The organism is Flavobacteriales bacterium (assembly GCA_016124845.1).
In the GTDB taxonomy this organism is placed as follows: domain Bacteria; phylum Bacteroidota; class Bacteroidia; order UBA10329; family UBA10329; genus UBA10329.
On sequence record WGMW01000039.1, the window covers coordinates 39,925 to 61,315 of the forward strand.

Genomic DNA, 21,391 nt, shown 5'->3' on the forward strand with positions numbered 1-21,391 from the left:
ACTCTGCAATTACTGCTCCTTATTCTTCACCATCGTGAGAATCGTTGCAATCGCACAGGTTTCGTTTTCTTGGTCGTAAACTTCAACCTGCCATTTCACAATTCCTTTTCGGATGTCCTCTTCATCCCGCTTTTCCTGCTGGATCTTCTCCTTGCAAGTGAGACGCACACCGATGGTCATTCCCGGATAGACGGGTTTGGTGAAACGCGCTTCGTCAATGCCATAGTTCAGCAACACAGGGCATTTTCTGTTCTCCACAAACATACCAGCGGCCTTGCTCAAAATCCAATATCCGTGCGCCACGCGTCCTTCGAAAAGCGTTCCGTCCAATGAAGTGACATCTGTGTGCGCGTAGAAGTGGTCACCACTTACATTGGCGAAGTTGATGATGTCGGCTTCTGTTACAGTGTGCTTGTGCGTGACCAGCGTCTCGCCTATTTCCACTTCTTCAAAATGCTTCATGAATGGATTGAGTAGCACTTCCTTCTGCTTGGCTCCTTGCTGATAGACATTGGTAATGGCCGTGATCATGGTCGGAGTTCCTTGAATAGCGGTTCGCTGCATGTAATGCAACACGCCACGCTTTCCTCCCATCTCTTCTCCTCCACCCGCTCGTCCGGGGCCGCCATGCACCAACAATGGCATGGGCGAACCATGACCTGTGCTTTCCTTGGCGCATTCGGCATTCAGCACAAGAATCCGTCCGTGGTATGAGGCAGCACCAAGCACGAAATCGCGGGCAGTTTTCTCATTATTTGTCACAATGGAACAGCAAAGCGAACCCAAACCAAGTTTCGACATGGCAATGGCATCATCCAAGTTCTTGTAAGGAAGAATGGTGCTGACAGGTCCGAAGGCTTCGATGTTGTGTACCGCCTTGGCATTGAATGGGTCATCGTTCCGCATCAGAATCGGTGACATGAACGCTCCTTTGGAACCGTCTGCTCCAAGTGCTTCCACTTGATCGAGATTTCCGAACACAAGCTGATTTTCTGCCAGCAGTTTCTCCACCTGCTCTTTCACTTCGCGCATCTGATCCTGCCCTGCCAATGCGCCCATGCGAACGCCTTCTGCCGTTGGCGAACCGATGGTTGTCTTCTGAAGTTTTTCTCCAACAGCTATCTGCACATCTTCCACCAGCTTCTCTGGCACCATGATTCTGCGGATGGCCGTACACTTCTGGCCACATTTCACGGTAATTTCCTTGACCACCTCCTTCACGAAAATGTCAAACTCAGGCGTTCCCGGAACCGCATCTTCTCCCAGAATGGAAGAGTTCAAACTGTCTGCTTCCATGTTGAATGGTACAGCATTTTCGATGATGGAAGGTTTGGATTTCAGCATTCTTCCCGTGGATGCAGAACCTGTGAATGTCACCACATCCTGACTGCCCACATGATCGAGCAGATCACCAGCCGAGCCGCAGATCAGCTGCAACGCTCCTTCGGGAAGAATTCCTGAAGCAACGATGTCTTTGACCATGGTTTCCGTTAGAAACGATGTAACCGTTGCTGGTTTCACAATGGCCGGAACGCCCGCCAACCAGTTCACGGCCACCTTTTCCAACATTCCCCAAATAGGAAAATTGTAAGCGTTGATATGAACCGCAATTCCTTCTTTCGGCACCATGATGTGATGCCCAATGAAAGTTCCGCCTTTACTCATGGGCGCATATTCGCCATCCACGTAATAGGATTCGTCTCCGAACTGCCTGCGCAGACTGGCGTTGGCGAACAGGTTACCGATTCCGCCCTCAATATCAATCCAAGAATCGATGCGCGTGGCACCGGTCTTGTAACTCACTTCGTAGTACTTCTCCTTTCTCTCCAGAAGATACATGGCAAGCGCTTTCAACATCAATCCACGCTCTTGGAAGGTCATTTTCCGTAATGCACTTCCCTTCTCTCTTCCGTATTGCAAGGCTTGATCGAAATCCAACCCTTTGGTTGTGGCCGTTGCCACCATTTCTCCCGTTATGGAGTTGAAAAGCGGACTTCCTTCGCCATCTCCCTCTATCCAATCTCCTGCTATGTAGTTCTGAAGTTTCATCATCAAAATGTTTGACCGTAAATATTGTAAAACTAAACCACTATGGACTGTAGTACATAGTGGTTTAGTGATTGGTTGATTGATGTTGTTCTATCTGAATAGTTTAGATAATGTTTCGAGGAATACTGTAGTCCTTTGTCTGAGTGATGTATCATCGGCAAAGCTGTTCTTCTTTCTGTGACAACCATCTTCACGGAAACAACCACGTTGTCAGAACATGTGTCATCGCATAAGTTGTGTCCTATTGTCCTTCTACTGCACGCATTGGTCACCATTCCAGAGATAATAGGTGCATTCCATTCTTTTTATATATGTGTTCGCTGACCAGCACCTGTTCTGCTCTTGTCACATCGGTGTTCTCAAGCAGGTTCGGATACTTGCTTCTTGTAGCAGGTGGTTCTCGTATAATTCTTCTTGGGGCAGATTGTGCCTTTTGGACTTGCAACAAAAAAAATGGACGGCAGGTTAAGATAGGCTGCAAGTTTTCGGGTTTGAATTTGATTTAAATATTCCGTTGGCATCATGTAGTTCAGTGTTGAGTGCGGCCAGGCGGCTCTCGCTCGAGAGTTTCAGCCCAGAGGGGATGGCGGCATTCATCGCATCGCCCACATGGCAGAGGTAATACTCGGCCATCCAGCTCCAGAAGGCCATCTGGCCGGACAGCACCACGGGCGCATCGTCCAGCAGGTCTTCGAGGTATTTGGCCTGATAGTGCTGCGGGGGCGTGTGGTGCACCTCGCTGATGATGCCCGTGTAGAGTTTTCTGCGGCCGAACTGCACCACTACGCGCTTGCCCATGGCCACGTATTCCTCCATGCTGCGCGGCACGCGATAGGTGAACGTGCCGGCCAAGGGCAACGGCAATATCACTTCCACAAACACGGCAAGGGCGCTCATGCGGCCAAGGTAAGGGAATGCAGCATTAGGAATGAAGAATTATGGGGGAAGAATTGCGCTGCCAACGGATAGGATGAATGCGTGGAGTTTGGTATGTTCATGGTTAGAAACATGAGACACATCAAATCCATAATCGGTCTGTTGCTCTTAATGACTATCCAGGTGAATGGTCAGTCAATAAAGAAGATAACGTATCGAATTAAGGACGATAGTCTGCACAACCCCATTTTGAAAATAGAGGAATTTGATCTGAATGGAAATCTCATGCGGAAAACTGACTGTTTAGATGAAAAATGCAAAGGCAAGGACGTGGACACCTTCATCTACAATAGCAAGGGGCTCAAAATCATGGACTCCACCTACACTACCAAATACGGTTATCATCAACTCATTACGAAGTACATGTATCAGTACGACATCGATGGTAACCTCATCGTCAAACGCGACATTGAGGAATTAACAAAAGACAGCGTTGGATATGCAGAAGTATATAAGTACAGCAACGGTCATGTGATTCGCGAAGAGCATTACCCAGCCTTTGGAAAGAAGCCTTACCTCACATTAATACTACACGATTATAACGCCCTTGGCCAACTGACTTCCAAAACTGAGCTTCGCGGTCACGATACAACAACGATTGATAATCAACGCACCTATTTGTATGATGAATCAGGTAATCTTTTAGAAGAAAAATTTAGTACTGACGAGAACGGAGAGTTAAAGTGGAGTTCATCAACAGAATACGAGTACGATAGCCTCAACCGTTTGACGCAAGAACGATGGCTATGCTGTGAAAACACCATTGATTCAACCAATTATGCATATGATGAACATGGTAGGTTACTATCTGAGATGACGTTCCCAGGATATGATGGTGAGAGTTGGAGCAAGTGGTTCGTAAACTCTTATGATGAACAGACGGGACTTCTTATACAGCGTAATCACTTTCTGACCTATAGAGACACGGTATATCCTAAGCAAATAGAAATCGTGTCATACGAGTATTATTAGGAGTAATGGATCAAGTGTATAACCCACTCGGTGTTCGGTACCTTATAATAATCTTTGAGGAATGCACCTTATGCCACTTCATTTCTTCTGCCCGTAAATGAGGCATAGGATGAGTGTGGGGAGTTTGGTAGTTTCAGAACTTTATTATTGAGATGTAATTCAATAACAGGTCGATCACCATGCTGAAGAACACGGTCATTCTCATCATTGTCCTTGCTTTCAATTTCCTTGGAGCTGGGAATGCTACAGGCCAATTTGCAACACCAGACTATTCTGAAACGCTCAAACCTGCCAATGCTCTTTTCAGGCAGAAAAAATACAAGGAGGCGGCAATTGCCTTTTCAGAAGCATTCGCAAAATGCGGAAATGTGGGGTCTGCTGACGACAGGTTCAAAGCTGCTGGCTCATGGGCCATGGCCGGAAATGCTGATAGTGCATTTATACAGCTGAAGAAACTGGCAGACTCAGGCCTGTTCTATGGCCAGAAAGGCAAGATCGATGATAAACGACTTGCATCCCTTCATTCCGATTCCAGATGGGCGGCCATAGTAGATGGTATCTACCGGAACTATGAGAACAGGCCTCAGCTGAACAAACCTCTTGCCCAAGAACTCAATAAAATTCTGGCAGAAGATTATGGCATGAGGAACAAGATCCACAGGATGATGAAGAAATATGGTTACGATTCTCCTCGCGTTAAGGAATATTGGAAAGAGGTCTCTGCCCGCGATTCCGTTCATCTGGTAGCAGTTAAAAAGATCATTGAGGAACATGGATGGCTTGGATGGAATGAGGTTGGAAGAAAAGGCTATGAAGCTCTTTTTCTGGTCATACAGCATTCAGATACCGCTACGCAACGGAAGTATCTTCCCGTACTAAGACAGGCGGTAAAAGACCATAATGCCCTACCGGCCGACCTTGCCTTACTGGAAGACCGTGTTCTTATCGGTCTTGGTAAGAAACAGATATACGGAAGTCAGCTGGAAACTGACCCTGCCACAGGAAAATACTTTGTATCGCCACTGGAAGACCCTGAGCATGTGGACGAAAGACGCAGAAAGATCGGACTCAGCACCATGGCGGAGCACCTCTCCTTCTGGCATCTGGAATGGGATGTGGAAGCTTACAAGGAGTTTCTTAAGGGGTTGGATGCGGATAGATGAGGGATAGGATGAGTACAGGGAGTTTGGTATGTTCGGGATGCTAATCAAACATGGACTCATGATTTCCGGTGCAAAGGGATGGGATTTAAGAATACATATGGAAAGTTGAGATCGAGAGTAAAGGAAATGAATGATGCAGACCGCTTAGCTGCTTATGCCTTCACCACGCTCATTGGTTTTATTGTAACCTTTTCCTGCTTCTTCTCAGGAGCTTACATGTGGGACTGGAAATACTTGACACTAACAATCACGCTTTTGACAATGTTAACAATGGCGACCACTACGGTTTTGTCCATAGCCAAGATGAAGTTCAATTGGCTTCTTCTCATCAATATCCCGATTATTGTCTTCAACGCCATGCTCATGTTAATCAGCTCACTGGTGATTTATGACCTCTTGACCCTTGGACATGTTAATTGTTTCGCCTGTTAATGTTTCGCCTCCTCATCCTCCTACTCGTTCTTCCAACCATTTGTTTGGGGCAGAAGGCAGACCTTGAGGCGCTTAATGACGAGATGTACAAACTGATGGGAACAAATGATGAAGACGGATTCTTAGCAGTATGTCTTCAGATAAAGGCCGCCAGCAAAAAGTTGGCAAGGGAAAATAATGTCGATTACTACATTGCTGATGGCTATTTCGAGACGGGACAATATGACCTTGCCATCAAGTATGGCAACCAGTATCTGAGAAGTCTTCCTAATGCAGATACCCCAAGATGGAGACTGAAACTCAACAAGAGAATGATCTGCACAAACCTCTACAAGATCTATAAAGAGCGAGGCGACAACAAGAAGGCCGTTGAATACATTAGAAGGATTGAGAATCACTATGATGTCTATTTTGATGGACATATGGTAAGACTTGGCAAAACGAAAATGTATGAGCGGATGATCGAGTGCTACACCGCATTGGGCAACCAGAAACTTGTAGACCGCTATACCGAGAAACTGGAAGCGTTGAATAACTGAATCTTAGTACGGTGAATACATTCATACTCCGTACTCTAAAGTTCCTTCTCGCTGTTTTCGTGGTGGCAGTGGCACTTGCCATTCTCTATGCGGTTCGGGAACCTGAATTTGAAACGTACATAATCGATGAGAGAACTGGCGTATTCAATGGTGTCGGGCTGGTCATTTTCAATCAATCTGACGGGCTGCCTATGGAGTTCGGTACAGATGATCACGCTCGAATCTATCGTATTCCGAAAGAAGGTGTGTTGAAGACCCAGTTTCCTGCAAACAACGGTTGGAGATTATTTGACGACATGACCTATCAACGGTTCTGGGTTCAATATCAAGATTCCATGTATGATAATTCGTGGCATTTCCCCAAAGTACATCGTTTGAACATCGAAGGAACGGAAGTGGCCTATTTCACGGTTGGAGACACAACGATCGATATTGAAGGGTTGGTGAAGAACCAGCTAACATATTAAGACCAACTGCCCCGATCATCTTAGCTGGAAGCCGCCATCGATTTTTTATTGGGGGTAAATAGCCCTTTAGGGTCATTTCTTCCAAATCTCTAAAAGTGTCTGCTAAAAGTCATATTATTGAAGTATGTTATTGAAACTACTCCGACCAACAAGATTCTCGAAACGCCCTATCGAAAATGGCATTTCGGAACTTTATGAGACCGATGTGAACGGCACCAGACAATGGCTGATGGTGCGTGGCAACTCTACAGACCTGCCCATGCTGCTGATGCTGCATGGCGGACCAGGCTTTACGGACATGTGGCTTTCCGAAACGTGCAATGCTGAACTGGAAAAGCACTTCATGGTAGTGAACTGGGACCAGCGTGGAGCGGGAAAATCATTCGACAAAAAGGCAGACCCGAAGCACCTTACCATCAACCAATTTGTAGAAGACGGCAAGGTGGTGATAGACCATCTGTTGCAAAAGTTCGGTAAAGACAGGCTCTACCTGCTTGGTCAATCATGGGGCAGCATTCTCGGCTGGAAACTGACGCAGGAGGTACCCGAAAAACTGCATCATTACATAGGGGTGGGCCAAGTGAGCAATATGGCCGAAAGTGAGAACCGCTCCTACAAATTTGCACTGGAGGCAGCAAGAAAAGATGGCAACAAAAAGGCCATCAACGAACTGGAGAACCTGACCATGCCCGCCCCGAATGACGGCAAAGACCCGTTCAAGGCGTTGATGAAACAGCGGAACTGGCTTGCTTACTACGGAGGCATGATGAAAGGCGCCAAGAAACTCAGTTCCATATCCAAATGGTTGATGGGTGCCAAGGAATATTCCTTTATGGATGCGCTCAAATTCAACAACGGCATGAAGGTGAGCACCTCCAACATGTGGCACGAGCTGTTGGAGGTAGACCTCTTCCATGAACAGCTGGATGTTCAGGTTCCCGTCACATTCATTCTCGGAAAACTGGACCACACGGTGGATCATCAGCTTTCGGAAAAGTTCTTTGAATCGATAGTGGCCCCATCCAAGCAATTGAAGTGGCTGAATGCCGCACACATGGGAAACATAACCGACAAAGAGGCCTACGCCAGATGTGTGATCGAAACGCTGGATAACACATGAGAGAATCTGCTGAAAAGTTCCTTGAGTACTTGGAACAGTTGAAACGGGACGGTTTCGATGCACAGCCAGACCCAAAACTTATTGAGGCGCAATTTGTCAACGTGATGCACATGCCCGATATGGTGACCTACGTGGCCGACTATCGGAGCGGGCAGATCGTCTATCATCATGGGTTCAACTCGGTGCTGGGCTACCCGCAGGGCTGCAAGATCGACATTCCCTTTGTGCTGAATGTCATTCACCCTGATGACCAGCCTGTGGTGCATTACCTGAGCCAATTGGCCACCGAGTTCCATTTTACCAGAGACAGGAAGGAGCCTTTCCGCAGCATGCTGGAAATGAATTACCGCGTGCGGAAGTTCCATGGCGATCATATCATGATGCTGAAACGCAGTACAGGATTCATCAATGATGGCGATGCTCCTGTTATGAGCATGACCATGCTCCATGACATCAGTTTTATGGATGTCAAGAAGATACACAGTCGCATCCTTGGCCCCAAAGACAGCGAGCGGCTCTACAGGGAAAAGCTGAAGGAACTGCATGAGAGCCGCCACAAGGTCGGCCCGTTCAGTCAGCGCGAAACACAGGTGCTTGCCCTCATGGCGCAAGGCTTCCGGAGCAGGGACATTGCCGACACGGTTCATCTTTCGGTGCATACCATCCATAACCACCGCAAGAACATGATGCGTAAAACAGGTCTCAAGAACACGGCCGACCTCATTCGTTATGGCTTGGAGAATGGGTTGCTTTAAGCCGCCAGTATCTCCGCCAGCTTCAGGAAATCGGTGTTCACCTTATCGTGGTGCTTGATGGCCTGGTCGAAATGCGTGTAACACACCTGCTTGTTCACAATGCCCACCATAACGGAATGTTTGCCCGCCAGAATGGCGTTGACCGCCTCATAACCGAGCTGCGAGGCCAGCATGCGGTCCAAGGCCGAAGGGCTGCCGCCCCGCTGCTGATGGCCCAGAATGGAAACGCGCGTCTCATACTGCGGAAGTTCCTTTACCACCTGCTCGGCTATCTTGTAAGCGCCTCCCGCATCATCGCCTTCGGCCACAATAATGATGCTGCTGCTCTTTTTGCGCGTATATGCTGCCGTAAGGTGATCGATAAGACTGCGAAGGTCGGTGTGCACCTCAGGTATGAGAATGGCAAACGCCCCTACTCCAATTCCCGAACGCAGCGCAATGAAACCGGCATCCTTGCCCATTACCTCTACAAAAAAGAGGCGGTCGTGCGATGCGGCCGTGTCCTTGATCTTGTCCACCGCTTCAATTACGTTGTTCAAAGCCGTATCGTACCCGATGGTGTAATCGGTGCCAATAAGGTCGTTGTCGATGGTTCCCGGCAGGCCGATGAAGGGAATTCTGTGCTCCTCGGTGAAGACCTTCGCGCCAGCAAAGGTGCCGTCTCCGCCAATGGCAATAATGCCCTCAATGCCGTATTTCTTCAGGTTATCGAATGCTTTCTGACGGCCTTCCTTGGTCATGAAGTCCTTGCTGCGCGAAGACTTGAGGATGGTGCCACCGCGCTGTAGGATGTTTCCCACATCATCGCTGGTAAGCAGCTTGAATTGATCCTCGATCATGCCCTGATAGCCATGCATGATGCCGTAAACCTTCAGTCCGTGATGGAGCCCTGTTCTTACCACCGCACGGATGCAGGCATTCATGCCGGGTGAATCGCCTCCGCTGGTGAATACCGCGATCGTTTTCATGCGGTCAAGTTACACTTCAATAATTTCAAACGGAACTCTGATCACCTCGCGGAACGACTCGCCATCGGCCACATTGTCCTCATCGCCTTCCTCCACTATCCATCGCACCCGGAACTTGTTGTCCTTCTTGTTCAGTTCCTCCAGCAGATTGAACAACGCCATCAGGCGGATGAATGAACCCGTGTTGTAATATTCCAGCGCCACATCGAAGGTGGCCTCCAAAAACTGGAAGGCCAGATTCTCCTGCATCCAACTCAGAATCGGGTTATAGAACTTCTCTGAATTCTCGGGCATGGACCGCCCACGGATAACGAACTTCTTCTCCGAGAGATTGAAATCGATCTCGGGTGACAGGTCCGTGGCCTCTATGAACAGCGTTACACTCATTCCGATCCCAAAGATGAAAAGTCCAACGGGATTTCAATACACTGTTCAAGAAAATCCTCAGACCGATCAGGTCTTCAGCTTCGGATCGGTGGCATCGCGAAGCCCTTCGCCCAACAGATTGTAGATGGCTACGGTAAGGATGATGGCGATACCTGGGAAGATGACCAGCCACCACGCAGCGAAATTCTCGCGGCCTGAACTGATGAGCGAACCCCACGTGACCACATCTGGCGGAACACCCACACCGAGGAATGAAAGGCTCGATTCGATAAGGATGGCCGAGGCCACACCGAACGCAATGGCCACCAACGCTGGTGCCACGCCATTGGGCAGCGCATGGCGGAAGATGATGCGCATTTCGCTGAAACCGAGCGATTGCCCCGCCTGAATGTATTCCAAGTTGCGAATCTTGAGGAATTCTGCGCGGGTAAAGCGCGCAATGCCCGTCCAGCTGGTAAACCCGATAATGAGCATGAGGTTGATGATGGACGGCTTGGCCACCGCAGCAATGGAGATGATAAGCACCATCCGAGGAATGGATATCAGGATCTCGATCATTCTGGAAATGAACGAATCGACCGGAATGTTGCGCTCTGAACGGAACAGCGGCAATTTCCCAACCAGTTTTCCGAGGAAATAGAACACCGCACAGATTCCTGCGAAGATGAGAATGCTCACCAGCAACTGTAGCAGCAAGGCTCCGCCAGAGGTTCCGATGGCATCGGAGAGATTGTCTGCACGGATCATGAAGGCATAGTAATACGCGAACACCAGCCCGAGGATGAACGTGTAGAACTGACCACGTGTTGTTCTCAGTTTGCTATCGCCAAAATAGCCTGCCAGTGCTCCGAGCACCAATCCGATAACCGTGGCAATGCCCATGGCGATGATACCGATGGAAAGCGAGATGCGCGCAGCATGGATCAGCCCGGACAGTACATCCTCGCCTTTCTTGTTGGTTCCCAACAGATGACGGAAACGCCCTGGCATATCCACCATTTCCCCGTTCGGATCCTCGAAATACTGTTTTCCTCCCGGTGAGGCGAAATCGGAATTCAGGAAATCCGATTTGTTCGGTGCGTAGGGCACAGGTGCCCAGATCACCGCATCCAGTTTCATCTGCTTCCACTTGGCTATGTCCAATTGAATGCGCTCGGTCTTTCCTTCCTCCAGTTGAAGCTCATACGAGTTCTGTAGCGAGAATGCCGGAAAAAGTGAATGCCCCTTGTAGCTGGCGTATAGCGGCTGATCGTTGGCGATGATGGGCGCAAAAAGTGCCATCACCGCCAGCGTGGCCAGGGTCCACAAGGAGATGTAGGCCGCGCGGTTCTTCTTGAACTGTCCCCAAGCGTATTCGCGGAAATTGAACTGCTTTATTTCTGCCTTCCCACTCATCTACTTCGAATAACTGATTCTTGGGTCCGCCACCGCATACAGAATATCTGAGACCAGATACCCGACCAGCGTCAGCACGCCCGTAATGGTAAGCACGGCCACCACCATCGGATAATCCTGGTTCACAATGGCCTGATACACTTCATTTCCCATGCCCGGTATGGTGAAGATCACCTCCAAGACCACCGAACCGCCAATGGCCACAGGGAATATGTTGGCAAAGACCGTAATGATCGGAAGCAAGGCATTTCTCAGCGCATGCTTGTAAACCACCTTGGTTTCACTCAATCCTTTGGCACGTGCCGTACGGATGTAATCCTGATTGACGATCTCCAGCATGGAAACGCGCATGGTACGCGAAAGGAATGCGAAGGAACTGTAGGTGTAACTGATAATAGGCAGGATCAGGTAAGGCAACCTTGCGCCCCACTTCTCAAAGAAGCCGGCATTTTCCGCAAAGCCTCTTACAGGCTCTACACCGGAAGCGGGAAACCAGTAAAGCACGTCCGGATTGGCAAAGGTCATCAGCAGCACGGTGGCCAACCAGAAGCTCGGAATGGAGAACAGGATGAACACCAGCACGGTGGTAACGGTATCGAAACGAGAACCTTTATTTACCGCAGCATGAATTCCCATAGGCATACTTACAAGGTAGCCCAACACCACCGAAATAATGGTGAAGAAGAACGACCAGAATATTTTGATGGAGATCACCTCGCTGATGGGCATCTTGGTGCGGTAGCTGGTGCCGAAATCTCCACGGATGACACCTGTGGTGAACTCAGCGCCTTTGCCTGTGAGCCAATCCCCATCACCGAATATCCACCGGTGATATTGGTTGTTCGGATAAAAGTTGATGACCGGCACATACTTTTTCCAAGGCGTGGCCGAATCTTTCATGGCTTGGAGTTTCGCCTTCACATTATCCAACTCAGGACGGAAACTGGCCATGTACGGAGCATCATAGATCTCGGTCAACGCCTCCAGCTTGGCCTCTATCACGTTCTCAGAATATGTGGCTTTAAGCGCAGATGATTCAAAAAAGCTCTGATTGATGTCCTGCTTCACCTTATCAATGGAATACCCCATGGCCATGCTGCTATCGACCCGCAGCGAACCGTGCGCATCATTCAGCGCATCAATGGCCTGAAAGTAATCAGAAACGGCAGGCCAGTTGCCGTAAACATTGGCCAACCTTGACAGTGACTCGCGTTCGTTCCTGTCATAAACGCGATAAAGCGTGTCCGACTGCGACATGGAATTGAGGCTGAAGTAGAAAATGGGAAGATCGAGTCCCAATTTTCGGCTCCAGAATTTCTTCTGCTCTATCTGATTGGCCGTTTGCGAACCGACCTCTCCCCCGCTCTGCGCGGCCACCACCATCCGCTCCACAGGATCGCCCGGGGCGGAGATCATGATCACGAACCCGAGCAGTGTAATGGCCACCAAGGTCGGTATGAAAACCAGAATTCTACGGAGAACGTACTTCAGCATGAATTGCTATGGCAGCGATCAGTTGGCTTCGGCAGTTGGAGCCGCAGCACCACCTGTCAACAGTTTAAGATTATTGAGAATAACGCCCGGGCGCTCGAAATACATGTCGGCATTTCCGAAGCGCTTGTGAATCACGTTTCTGCGCGTGGCTGCAAACAGGAACACATAAGGCTGCTCGTCATAAATAATTTCTTGCAGTTCGCGCACCATTGGAATTCGCTTTTCCATGTCCAACTCATACTTCAACGAGTCGATCAAAGCATCACTTCTTGCATCTCCAAAACCTGTGAAATTGGAACCTTTGGAAGCCCACGATTCGGTGTGCCAGATCTGCGTGAAATCTTCTGGAAGCGAAGAACCCGCCCAAGCTGCCAGCATCGCATCGAATTTGTGGTTTCGTGCGTTATCGTAAAGCACCGCAAAATCAAGTGGATTGATATTGCACTGAATGCCAGCTTCGTACAACGCCTCAGCGATCATCTGTGCCTCATCTCTCCATTCAACCGTGGTTGTCATGTAGTTCAGGTCGAACTCGAATTTCAACTTCTCGCCATCAACGATCTTGTCGCGGATGTTATCGCCATCCGTATCGGTCCAACCGGCCTCTTCCAAGAGTTGCTTCGCTCCTTCCACGTCTCTTTGAATGAGTTGAAGATCATCATTGTATTCCTTTTTCAATGGCGAAACCGGACCGACCATGCGCTTGTTCTTGTTCTTGTTAAGCACCATGTTTATCTGATTTACAGGAACAAGCATGGCAACCGCTCTACGAACCCGTTTATCATCGAAGAATTTCTTGTACTCTACACCATCAGGGCGACAATTGAAACCCAGATAGCTGTAATTATATGTGTTGGTAAAGCGTGAATGATAGTTCGCATTGAAATTGGGATCTTCCTGAAGTTCCAACAACTTCTTGGTTCCCAAATAGGTTGAAGCATCCAATGTTTGCGTCTTGAACTCCAATCCCTGTGAGTTCGGGTCGGTATTGATCTTAAAGATGATCTTGTCAGGATAAGACGTCTCGTAAGCATCACGCTCAGCCAGTTTCGATGTCCAATGGTCTTTCTTGCGCACCAGCGTATATGACTGTCCTGGTTTCCAATCTTCAAATTGATAGGCACCCATTCCTACCAGGAATTCTGGTTTGCGGCTATACTTGGCATCGTTGAATTCCGTTGCCCAAGCGTTCAGGTCAGATGGAAAATCTATCCTTGCTCCAGACCTTGTTCTTTCCTCTTTCACAAAATCTTTTGTTACCCAACCTGACTGACCCTTTGAAGATTGAACAAATAACCTTTGGCCGTCCTTGCTTCTTTTGACAACAGAGACCTTTTCACGATTCATAGCTTGCCAAACGACCTTACCATAATCTTCTGGCCCCTCATTAGTCCAAATGTTAACATGACCTATATCATTTCCATTCTCATCCTTTGCACTGATGAAATTTGTCACGACTTCATTACCACCCCAAGAATCAAGTTGCTGAAATGAATATTTACGCAAGGTCTTGTTCGGATCCCAGTAGCTTTCCTGAAGCATCGGATAATCTGACGAAAAGATGATGTTCTGAATGTACTTCTTCTTCATCTTTATGGTAAACTTTCTCGGATTTTCCGGATCGACAACGATCGTTTCCAAATTTTCCACATACGGCTTTGCATGAGGATTATTTGTCAACGGACATTTTACCGCTTTGAACGTGAAGATCACATCCTCAACAGTAAGTGGAGAACCATCATCCCATGTTGGTTCATCACGAAGTTCATAGGTGAACTCCAGTTCGTTCTCCGAAACTTCAGGCCATGCCTTTACCACATCAGGGCGAACATTCAAGTTGATGATATCGCCACCCATGATGAAATTCTGGGTGTAATTGAAAAGGAAGGACTTGGTAGCTGAATTCCCGTTGGTCGGGTGCATATCATCCGGCTCACCGATAACGTGAAAAACCACCGTGTTCTCTTTCGACCAGTTCGGGTCAATATCTGTTGCATCAGGAATTTGTACATAGGTGAGGTCGTCACTTGCCTCGGTCACCTTATCTTCAGAGTTGGTAGACTCATTTGTAGATGTGCCTCCGCATGATGACAGCAACGATGCGCCAGAGAATAGCGTCAGCGCAACCAGTAAATTCCTATTGTTTTTCAGGTTCATGTTCATTTGCAATTGATGAAGGCTGCAAATATAACATTAGCTTATAGTTACCGTAGGGCTGACCAAACTGTGATGTCACTTGATTTTCGACATGATCACATGCATCATTTCTGTTGTTGGAAATAAAACTATTTATACTTTTGCAGCCCGTTCTCAAAACGTTACGAAGCCGGTCGGATTGAGACGTGTTCTTTGAACGTTAGGAGAGGTGCCAGAGTGGTAATGGAGCAGATTGCTAATCTGTCAACGCGAAAGTGTTGCCTGGGTTCGAGTCCCAGTCTCTCCGCCACCTTTTTGCAACTTCGGTTGCAGCAAAAATATTTCGGGGTGTAGCGTAGCCCGGTTATCGCGCCTGCTTTGGGAGCAGGAGGTCGCAGGTTCGAATCCTGCCACCCCGACAAAGGCCAACTTGGTTCTCCATGTTGGCCTTTGACTTTTTTATCCGGTCATGTTCCGCCTATGGTGGAAGATAGAGCATCTGCTCCGTCAGACCGAGAACATATTGGTCGCGTAGCTCAGCTGGATAGAGCATCTGCCTTCTAAGCAGACGGTCACAGGTTCGAATCCTGTCGCGATCACTCTCAAAATGAAAGCCTCGAAGTCGGGGCTTTTCGTTTTTATTCCGCCATCACGCACACGAAAAGTCCGTTCTCCCTATCGTTGTAGATGTTGAACAGTGAGTTGAACTTCACATTGGCCACCACGTAATTCAAGTTCGTAGAACGGTATTCCTCTTCAATTGAAACGATATCCAGTTTCCTCAGGTCTTCACGGTCAGTGAAGCGGATGTACAATTTCAGTTCGAAATCGGTGTCGAGTTTCAGATTCGGGCGACCGTTTTTGATGGACTTGTCGAGTTTCTTGTAGGCGTATTTGTAATCATAGGTAAGTGCCGAAACATCCGAGAGGACCGCGCTTCCTGTTGGATACGAACCCGCACCTTTTCCAGCCAGCGTTTGACGGTCAGAATAAGCACCTTCCACTTCAACAGCGTTGTATTCGTAGTTGATATTGTATAGCGCTGTGCCACGATCCACGAACTGCGGCAGCACATAAACTCGCACCGTATCATCGATCTTCGAAGCCTTTGCCACCAACTTGATGCGCTTGTCGCGCTGCTTGGCAAACTGAATATCATCGAACGAAACGTTATTGATGCCGAGGTTCAGAATCTGATCGGGTTTCAGAATTACACCAAAGGCATGAATGGCCAACAGACACAATTTGTACTTGCTATCGAAACCGCCCACATCCAGCCACGGATCGCTTTCGGCAAAGCCCGCTTCCTGAGCGAGATTCAGTGCTTCCGAATAATCCATCTTCTCCACTTCCATCATGGTCAGGATATAATTGGATGAACCGTTCAGGATTCCTTCCACGTGCTCCAAAAGCTCGTTGTCGTAATACTCCTCCAAGTTGCGGATGATGGGAATGCTGCCTCCAGCCGAGCCTTCATAAAGCAACGCCACTTTATACTTCTTCTGCAGTTCGTACAGCTCCGCGAAGTTCTCGGCCAGCATCTTTTTGTTGGCCGTAACCACATTCACGCCATTGCGCATGGCTTCGCTCACGATCTTGAACGCTTCGTCCGCATCATCGATCAGCTCCACCACCACATCCAAGTTGTCGCGGCTCAGAATATCGGCCTTGTCAAACGTGAAATAGCTGCTATCGATCTTCCGTTTCTTGGTTCGGTCCTTCACACAGATCTTCTCCACGCTCGCCTCCAATATCTGCGATTGGTTCAGCACATCGTAAAGTCCTTGCCCCACACATCCGAAGCCGAATAGACCGAGTTTGATTTTCTTGTCTTCCATGAATATTCTTAATTCTTCATTTCTAATTCATAATTGCATCATAGATGCAAGCCGCATTCCGTCTTTCCTGATGTTCCCCAACGTCCACTTCTACCCTTTCCCTTAAAGGTGCATTGCGCACAACCGATGGAATGATACCCGACTTTTTCGAGGGGATGTTTCGGCAGATCATGCTCCGCGAAATAAGCATTCTGTTCCTCTTCCGTGAAGTCGATTATCGGATGGAATTTGAGCAGGTTTCCTTTCTTCTCAAAAATCTTCCGCGATTTGCGTTCGGTGTTCTGAAATCGCATCAACCCCGACATCCACACTTCATAATTTGGCTTCAGCGCATCCAACGGTTCCACCTTATTGATGGAACAGCACAGGTCTGGGTCTTTTGTCCACGTTTGGTCATCACGCGTAAATGCATTTTTCCAATCCGCAGGGAGGACCTTTTCAAGGTTCAGACCGAGTTGTTCTGTGAGCTGATCGCGGTACGCCATCGTCTCGGCAAAATGATAGGTCGTATCAATGAAATGCACCTTCTGCTCGGGTTTCAGCTTCGAAACCAAATGCAACAGAATTGCCGCAGACGTTCCGAACGATGACGTAAACAGCACCTTGTCGAAGTCGCGGTACACGTTCAGGATGCGGTCTTCCACCGTCATCTGCCCGTACCTATCGTTCAACTCCTGCAAATTCATCTTCTACTTTTTTACCACAGAGAACACTAAGGTTTCACAGAGGAACACAGAGAAATAATCCGCGAAATCTGAGAAAATCTGTGCATCTGTGGCTAATCAATGTTTATCGTTTGGTTTCAGATAACAGTCCTACGGTAAGTTCGTTCATCCTCTTCACCTTGAACTCAAAATCATCCTTGAGCGTAGCACGAATGGCACGTAGATTATTCGCCAATTGGTTAATGTCTTCTGGGATCACCTCTTCAAATAGCTGCCGCAAACGTTTGGCAAGTGTAGGCGATTTTCCGTTAGTGGAAATGGCAATTTTCAGGTCGCCTTTGGTCACAATTCCACCCAAGTAGAAATCGCACATTTCAGGTGTATCGGCCACATTGGTCAGAATGCCTTTCTGCTTCGCGATGGCCTTCACTTTTTCGTGCAACGATGGATTTTCGGTTGCCAGGATCAGCAGTTGTTTTCCTTCCAGGTCACGTTCCTCAAACGAGCGCTCGATCAATTTCACCGAAGGATGTTTTGCAGCAAGGTCGATCACCTCCTGTTTGAAGAATTTGGCCACCACCGTCACTTTCGCATTCGGACTGCTTTTGAGCAGGAACGTGAGTTTTTCCAACCCCACATTTCCAGCGCCTACAAGTAGCATTTCAAACTCGTGAACCTTCAGGAAAATGGGGTATAGTTCGTTTTGGGTACTCATGATTAACATTTCTTACGGTCATGCTGAACTTGTTTCAGCATCTAAATAGACCCTGAAACAAGTTCAGGGTGACACGAATCGGTCGTTTTACTGTTTTAAATAATTCGTCTCTACAAAAGCGTGACTGAAATTGGGATGATGCTTCACCACCTCTCCCAAAACAATGATGGCGGGAGCACCAATCTGGCTATCAGCCGCCAATTTTTCAATCGTATCTACGGTACCCAAAACCACCTTTTCGTTCTCCAACGAACCATTCTGAATGATGGCAACAGGCATCTCATTGCGACCAGCATTTCGGTACGTTTCTGCGATGAGGGCCAGTTTTTTCGTTCCCATCAACACGATAACCGTGGCTGAGCTTTGAGCCGCCAACGTCAGATCTTTCGAGAGTTCAAGATCTTTCGTTGTGCCTGTGATCACCCAGAAACTTTCGCTGTCTTCTCTTCGCGTTACTGGGATTTTTTGCAATCCAGGAACACCGATGGAACTGCTGATGCCAGGCACAACTTCAGTAGGAATATCGAATGCCTCAACGTACTCGATTTCTTCCTGTCCACGCCCGAACACAAACGGGTCGCCACCTTTCAGTCGCACAACATGTCCGTAATTCAATGCATATTCCACAATCAATTTGTTGATCTCATCCTGCTTGAATGAATGTTGCCCAGAACGCTTGCCGACAAACACTTTCGGAGCGTTTTTCGGAGCATAGTTCAAAAGGTCAGGGTGCGTCAGCGCATCGTATAGTACGGCATCTGCCTTGGTCAAAGCCTTCATACCTTTGATGCTTATCAGGTCTGGGTCGCCTGGGCCAGCGCCTAATAATGTGAGTTTGGGGTTATTTTTCATAATTGTTGTTTTTTACCACAGAGAGCACGGAGGCTACACGGAGAGACACAGAGAAATTTCATCTGAGAAATCCGTGAAAATCTGTGCATCTGTGGCTATTTCATGTTTTATTGTCACGCAGAGTAAAAGAGAACACAGAGAAACATTTTCTCCTTTTTCATTTTTCATTTTTCTCCTTTCAGTTGTTCTTCTCTGTAATTTTTGATGGTGACAAGGAATTGCTCCGCTTGCGCGAAATACAGTTTTGCGAATTCCTTCGAGGGTTTCTCCGAACGCATTGTCAACACCAGTTCCGTGAATGTCGTTCCAAATTGAATTTTGACCGTTTCCACGAACGTTTTGTCGAAATCGGAGATGATGCCTGCCTGTGTGTTGCAACGGACGTTGTCGCCCAAAAGCAAGCCTTTTGCTCCGTTAACAAAAGCGGTGTAGGTGTGGTAAATGCCATCTGCGTAGCGACTTTCCTTCAATGCTTCTGTAGCCCATTCGAGCTTTTCTTCAGCTTCGAAAAACAGTGTTTGCACAAGGTCAATAACCACACCAGCACACTCTCCCAATCCAATTTCAGGCTTGAAAAGTTGTTCTTTGCCCCAATCGTAGTAATCGCTCTCTTGAATCGTTTCCAACTCGGCAAGCGGCTTGAAAAGTTCATAGAAATAATGGTTGCCCAAACGCTGGTAGTAGTCATTGAAGTACTCGCCTTCAAGCCCGTTTTCTTCGTAATCATTCAATACCGAACGAAGCAAATCAGGTGTTCTTTTCGATGGAATTTTGATGACCTTATCGGCCACCGTTCCATTGCCGTTTCCGAGCGTTCCACCGCCCAAAAGCACTTGCATGGCAGGAACGACTTTTCCGTCATGCTTCATGGAACTTCCATGGAAACCGATGTTGGCAATGCCGTGCTGCCCGCATGAGTTCATGCAACCGCTGATCTTGATTTTGATGTCACGGTTATGAATCAATTCTGGGTATTCCGAACGAATCACTTTTTCCAATTCAAGTGCCGTTCCCGTGCTGTTGGAAATCCCCAAGTTGCAGGTGTCCGTTCCTGGACAAGCCGTAATGTCGGCCACACTGTCGAAGCCTGGTTCTGCCAAACCGAGCGCGTTCAGTCCTTCATACAAGGGCGAAAGTGCTTCTTGCGTTACGTAGCGCAACAGATAACCTTGATTGATGGTCACACGGATGTCATCAGCCGCAAATTCCTTCACCACCTTGGCAAAAGCACGGGCAGTATCGGATGAAATATTTCCCAACGGAACACGGACAAAAACCCCGAAGAAACCTTCCTGTTTCTGCTCAAAAACGTTCGTTTTGAGCCAGTTGTCATAATGCTCTCGGTCTTTGATGCGAGCGGTAAGCACGGTTCCCAATTTTGGTGGTTCGGGCGTGATGACCGCGTTTCGATCAACCCAAACTTCTTGATCCTTCAACGCTACGTACTCGCCCTTGATCTGCTTCATCAGTTCTTCCAAACCGACATCCTGAAGCAAGTATTTGAATCGCGCCTTGTTTCTACGATTTCGCTCTCCGTAACGGTCGAAAATGCGCAACGTAGCAGCGGTGAATGGGATGATCTTTTCTTCTTCGAGAAACTCGAAAGCGGTCAGAGCCAAATGCGGCTGAGCACCCAAGCCACCACCGATAAGCACTTTGAAACCGCGCTTTTCTCCATTTAGAACAGGGATGAACCCGAGGTCGTGGATGAGGGTGAAAGACGTGTCTTTGACCGTTGACGCAAAGGCGATTTTGAACTTACGCCCCATTTCCTGACAGATCGGATTTCGTAGAAAATATTCGAACATCTGCTGCGCATAAGGCGAGACATCGAACGGCTCTTCGGGGTCGATGCCAGCCTTGTCAGAAGCCGTAATGTTGCGCACCGTGTTTCCGCAAGCTTCGCGAAGTGTGATGTTGGATTTTTCCAATTCGTGCCAAAGCTGTGGTGTTCGGTCCAAACTCACGTAATGGATCTGAATGTCCTGTCGCGTGGTAGCATGCAGCGTGCTGCTGGCGTACTCATCCGAAATGTCCGCGATCTTAATCAGTTGCTCGCTGGTCATCCTGCCGTACGGGATCTTGATGCGGATCATCTGCACGCCTTGCTGCCGCTGGCCGTAAACGCCTCGCGCCAACCGCAGACTGCGGAATTTCTCCTCGTCAACCTTGCCTTCTTTGAAGAGACGGATCTTCTTTTCCAGATCGAGAATGTCCTTCTCAACCACGGGGTTTTCTAACTCTGTTCTGAAACTCTGCATATATATTGGTTTGTTTTTGTGCATTAAAAAAGCCCTTCCACGCTTGGCAGAAGGGCTTTGTACGATTGAATTGAATGTACCATCACCACCTCCACCTCTCGGCAGACATGCAGCAACAACACATCATTTTATTCACTCGGATCATCGTTTTCAAGTCATAAAAAAAGCCCCTCAGTTGTTTGAGAGGCTTGTAGTTTTCTGTTCGTTTATCCAATAAACGCATCAGCCTCTCCACGAAAATGCACAG

At 48.1% G+C, this 21,391-nt stretch carries 19 protein-coding genes and 3 tRNA genes; 10 read left to right on the top strand and 12 right to left on the bottom strand.

Annotation, left to right across the window (positions count from 1 at the left end):
• Positions 1-9: 9 nt before the first annotated feature.
• Together paaZ and GC178_14160 are read right to left on the bottom strand one after the other, a co-directional pair.
• Positions 10-2,052, bottom strand: a complete 2,043-nt coding sequence (paaZ, locus tag GC178_14155; GenBank protein ID MBI1288709.1) for a phenylacetic acid degradation bifunctional protein PaaZ — start codon at positions 2,050-2,052, stop codon at positions 10-12.
• 462 nt (positions 2,053-2,514) lie between these two features.
• The gene (locus GC178_14160; GenBank protein ID MBI1288710.1) at positions 2,515-2,877 is read right to left on the bottom strand and encodes a hypothetical protein; all 363 of its coding nucleotides are present in this window, start codon (positions 2,875-2,877) and stop codon (positions 2,515-2,517) included.
• 150 nt (positions 2,878-3,027) lie between these two features.
• On the opposite strand from GC178_14160, the gene GC178_14165 reads away from it, so the two are divergent.
• The 7 genes from GC178_14165 to GC178_14195 all read left to right on the top strand — a co-directional run bounded on the left by GC178_14165 (position 3,028) and on the right by GC178_14195 (position 8,433).
• On the top strand, positions 3,028-3,957 hold the full coding sequence (locus GC178_14165; protein ID MBI1288711.1) for a hypothetical protein: 930 nt from the start codon (positions 3,028-3,030) through the stop codon (positions 3,955-3,957).
• 179 nt (positions 3,958-4,136) lie between these two features.
• Positions 4,137-5,120 carry a hypothetical protein gene (locus GC178_14170; GenBank protein MBI1288712.1) on the top strand — a complete coding sequence of 328 codons (984 nt, stop codon included), beginning with the start codon at positions 4,137-4,139 and terminating at the stop codon, positions 5,118-5,120.
• 126 nt (positions 5,121-5,246) lie between these two features.
• On the top strand, positions 5,247-5,552 hold the full coding sequence (locus GC178_14175) for a hypothetical protein (GenBank protein ID MBI1288713.1): 306 nt from the start codon (positions 5,247-5,249) through the stop codon (positions 5,550-5,552).
• Positions 5,552-6,091, top strand: coding sequence for a hypothetical protein (locus GC178_14180; protein MBI1288714.1), 540 nt, complete (start codon positions 5,552-5,554; stop codon positions 6,089-6,091). Before GC178_14175 ends, GC178_14180 begins: the two co-directional genes overlap by 1 nt.
• Positions 6,092-6,102: 11 nt before the next feature.
• Complete coding sequence (locus tag GC178_14185) at positions 6,103-6,558, top strand: hypothetical protein (protein MBI1288715.1); 456 nt, start codon at positions 6,103-6,105, stop codon at positions 6,556-6,558.
• A gap of 124 nt (positions 6,559-6,682) precedes the next feature.
• Positions 6,683-7,678 carry an alpha/beta fold hydrolase gene (locus GC178_14190; protein MBI1288716.1) on the top strand — a complete coding sequence of 332 codons (996 nt, stop codon included), beginning with the start codon at positions 6,683-6,685 and terminating at the stop codon, positions 7,676-7,678.
• Complete coding sequence (locus tag GC178_14195) at positions 7,675-8,433, top strand: hypothetical protein (protein MBI1288717.1); 759 nt, start codon at positions 7,675-7,677, stop codon at positions 8,431-8,433. The genes GC178_14190 and GC178_14195 overlap by 4 nt, the downstream gene beginning before the upstream one ends.
• On the opposite strand, the gene pfkA is transcribed toward GC178_14195, so the two are convergent.
• From pfkA to GC178_14220, 5 genes are all read right to left on the bottom strand, one after another.
• Positions 8,430-9,401 (bottom strand): 6-phosphofructokinase, encoded by a 972-nt coding sequence (gene pfkA, locus GC178_14200; GenBank protein ID MBI1288718.1) that lies wholly within the window; start codon positions 9,399-9,401, stop codon positions 8,430-8,432. The genes GC178_14195 and pfkA overlap by 4 nt on opposite strands.
• A gap of 9 nt (positions 9,402-9,410) precedes the next feature.
• A complete protein-coding gene (locus GC178_14205; GenBank protein MBI1288719.1) occupies positions 9,411-9,788 on the bottom strand; it encodes a DUF1987 domain-containing protein in 378 nt (125 codons plus the stop codon).
• A 66-nt stretch (positions 9,789-9,854) separates the two neighbouring features.
• Positions 9,855-11,183 (bottom strand): ABC transporter permease subunit, encoded by a 1,329-nt coding sequence (locus GC178_14210; GenBank protein ID MBI1288720.1) that lies wholly within the window; start codon positions 11,181-11,183, stop codon positions 9,855-9,857.
• Entirely contained in the window at positions 11,184-12,677 is a 1,494-nt protein-coding gene (locus GC178_14215; GenBank protein ID MBI1288721.1) for an ABC transporter permease subunit, read from the bottom strand.
• An 18-nt stretch (positions 12,678-12,695) separates the two neighbouring features.
• Positions 12,696-14,840: a hypothetical protein gene (locus tag GC178_14220; protein ID MBI1288722.1), complete on the bottom strand. Its 2,145-nt coding sequence runs from the start codon at positions 14,838-14,840 to the stop codon at positions 12,696-12,698.
• 196 nt (positions 14,841-15,036) lie between these two features.
• On the opposite strand from GC178_14220, the gene GC178_14225 reads away from it, so the two are divergent.
• From GC178_14225 to GC178_14235, 3 genes are all read left to right on the top strand, one after another.
• A tRNA-Ser gene (locus GC178_14225) sits at positions 15,037-15,123 on the top strand.
• A gap of 34 nt (positions 15,124-15,157) precedes the next feature.
• Positions 15,158-15,232, top strand: a tRNA-Pro gene (locus GC178_14230).
• A 106-nt stretch (positions 15,233-15,338) separates the two neighbouring features.
• Positions 15,339-15,412 (top strand) — tRNA-Arg (locus GC178_14235).
• A gap of 39 nt (positions 15,413-15,451) precedes the next feature.
• Here the strand turns inward: GC178_14235 and GC178_14240 are convergent.
• The 5 genes from GC178_14240 to GC178_14260 form a co-directional block, all read right to left on the bottom strand.
• Complete coding sequence (locus GC178_14240; GenBank protein ID MBI1288723.1) at positions 15,452-16,651, bottom strand: homoserine dehydrogenase; 1,200 nt, start codon at positions 16,649-16,651, stop codon at positions 15,452-15,454.
• Positions 16,652-16,689: 38 nt separating this feature from the next.
• On the bottom strand, positions 16,690-17,337 hold the full coding sequence (locus GC178_14245; GenBank protein ID MBI1288724.1) for a phosphoadenylyl-sulfate reductase: 648 nt from the start codon (positions 17,335-17,337) through the stop codon (positions 16,690-16,692).
• Positions 17,338-17,440: 103 nt separating this feature from the next.
• Complete coding sequence (locus tag GC178_14250) at positions 17,441-18,031, bottom strand: bifunctional precorrin-2 dehydrogenase/sirohydrochlorin ferrochelatase (GenBank protein MBI1288725.1); 591 nt, start codon at positions 18,029-18,031, stop codon at positions 17,441-17,443.
• A gap of 87 nt (positions 18,032-18,118) precedes the next feature.
• Positions 18,119-18,883 (bottom strand): uroporphyrinogen-III C-methyltransferase, encoded by a 765-nt coding sequence (gene cobA / locus GC178_14255; protein MBI1288726.1) that lies wholly within the window; start codon positions 18,881-18,883, stop codon positions 18,119-18,121.
• A 164-nt stretch (positions 18,884-19,047) separates the two neighbouring features.
• Positions 19,048-21,144 (bottom strand): HEPN domain-containing protein, encoded by a 2,097-nt coding sequence (locus GC178_14260; protein MBI1288727.1) that lies wholly within the window; start codon positions 21,142-21,144, stop codon positions 19,048-19,050.
• Positions 21,145-21,391 lie beyond the last annotated feature (247 nt).